This window comes from Clostridium sp. DFI.1.208, from assembly GCF_024463855.1.
Classification (GTDB): domain Bacteria; phylum Bacillota_I; class Bacilli_A; order Erysipelotrichales; family Erysipelotrichaceae; genus Clostridium_AQ.
The window spans coordinates 1-1,474 of sequence record NZ_JANGCA010000145.1 but is presented as its reverse complement, the minus strand read 5'-3'; the positions used below and the strand labels follow the sequence as shown (position 1 = coordinate 1,474).

At 49.7% G+C, this 1,474-nt stretch carries 2 protein-coding genes; both read left to right on the top strand.

The features are described from left to right. Window positions 1-755: site-specific integrase (locus NE665_RS23695; RefSeq protein ID WP_256302680.1), on the top strand; the 755-nt coding region annotated here is incomplete at its 5' end. 155 nt (window positions 756-910) lie between these two features. After that, the coding region (locus NE665_RS23690) for a thioredoxin family protein (RefSeq protein ID WP_256302679.1) at window positions 911-1,474 on the top strand (564 nt) is incomplete at its 3' end.

The following is a 1,474-nucleotide window of genomic DNA, read 5'->3' as shown; positions in this document are numbered from 1 at the left end:
TCCTGAAGCTCTCCTTCAAACGGGCGATCCAGCTGGGCATCGTCTCCTATGATCCCTGCCGCTGTGTGGAATATCCAAGAGAGGTGAAGAAGGAGGTCCGCGTATTGAACGTGCAGGAACAGAAACGGCTGACAACGGCCATCTCACCGGTATATAAGGAGAATTCTATGGTGCCTGTGCTGTTCGCTATCCATGCGGGACTGCGGATCGGGGAAGTCAGTGCTTTACGTATCGAGGATATCTGCCTGTCCAAACGACAGATCCAGGTGGATGAATCCTTGAATCGCGTGATGACCTATAAGGAAGACGGAACGGTCTGCTGTCCGCTCATCTATCAGAGCACAAAATCCAGCAGAGTGCGCAAGGTGCCGATGAATGAGGCACTTTATAAGGCTTTGAAGACGTATCTGGACACGATGCCGCGGGAGCGTAGAGAGGATCCGAAAGCGCCGTTGTTTCATACCCGAAATGGCACCGTCATGGAGCCCAGAAGGATCTCCTACCATATGCACAGGCTGCTGAGGATGCTGGAAATCCACGACATCCACTTCCACAGTCTGCGGCATACCTTTGCGACGAGAGCACTGGAGGCCGGTATCCCCATCAAATACTGTTCCGCTATGCTGGGCCATGCTTCTACTGGGATCACTGAAAACCTCTATGCTCATGCGAGTGAGGAACAGCTGAGGAAGGAAATAAAAAAACTGGATATCTCATATATTCCAGTCAGTGCAGCGTGCAGGATCGTACAGTAAACTACTGTAGGCGTAGAGATAGTACCATGAAAAGCTAGATTTGACAATATATAAAAAGACAGGATTTGTGGAAATTACTGGGAAGTGCAAAACCTGTCAGGAAGCTGATCTGTGAGCGTAACGGTTCAAGCATTGAAAAAGGAAGAGGGATATGGATGTTTAAAAAATTATTGGCAGTCTTGAGTCTGTGTCTGGTGATGAGTGGCTGCGGCGATTCGGATATGCTGTTGACGAAAGAGGATGTTCAGCTGGATCAGATCAGGCTGAAGGAGCTGGAGCGAAAGATCGGGGATAAGAGCACCTTCATCCTCATGGTCTCCCAGAATTCCTGCAGCGACTGTTCGCTGATGGAACGGACCATCCTTCCTTTTTCCCGTACCCATGAGGACATCGATATCGTGGAGCTGAAGCTGGATGAACAGGGAGACAAGATTTCCGATACCGATCAGGCCTTCCGGGATATCCAGAAGCTCATCCCTGCCTTCAGCGGAAGCACGCCGCAGTTCTTCTATTTCAAGGATGGAAAGATGAAGAAAACAGAGCAGGGTGTGATGAGTGAGCTCGCATGGCAGAATTACATGATCGACTGTGAACTCCTGGAAGGAAAGAAGATCAAAGAGGAAGCGGATACCTATCCACTGACACTGGGAGAGTATCTGCAGGATACGAGCATCACCGTATTGGGGAAGAAGCTGAAAGATGGGGAGAGCTTCTATCTG